The sequence below is a fragment of the Salinimicrobium oceani genome (assembly GCF_012037645.1).
Map to the genome: position 1 here is coordinate 1 of NZ_JAAVJR010000509.1, position 481 is coordinate 481.

At 41.8% G+C, this 481-nt stretch carries 1 protein-coding gene and 1 pseudogene; both read left to right on the forward strand.

Annotated features, from left to right (window positions below):
* Positions 1-307, forward strand: a pseudogene (locus HC175_RS23940) (pyridoxal phosphate-dependent aminotransferase family protein); the annotation flags it as partial.
* On the forward strand, positions 304-481 hold a 178-nt coding region (locus HC175_RS17975; protein WP_168139628.1), incomplete at its 3' end, for a putative signal transducing protein. The pseudogene HC175_RS23940 and the gene HC175_RS17975, both read left to right, overlap by 4 nt.

Sequence of the window (481 nt, forward strand, 5' to 3'; positions counted from 1 at the left end):
GGGGGAAGGAATTTCTGAAATTGAGAAACTTAGGGAAAATATCAGGTTTTTCAAAGCTGAGGTGTCAAAACGGGGTTGTCAAAAGCAATTTTTAGAAAGTAATTCAGCAATACATTGCTGTATAATTCCGGGGAATACTGGAGTGAAAGCAGCTTCCCAGTCTTTGGCGGCTGCAGGATTCGATGTGAGGCCTATTCTTTCTCCTACGGTGCCAATTGGCAGGGAAAGGTTACGCATTTGCTTACACAGCTTCAACTCTAAAACAGAAATTGAGGAATTACTCACGGCTTTAAAAGGCCTACTATGAAAGAAATTTTTTCAACGGTTGCCGTCTTTCAGTATTCGGCAGAAGCACAGATCATTAAAGGTCGGCTGGAATCTGAAGGAATAAACTCCTTTTTGGTTGATAATCATACCATAGATACAGATCCCTTGGTGAGTAATGCTATTGGCGGAGTGAAGCTGAAGGTGCAAAAGGAAG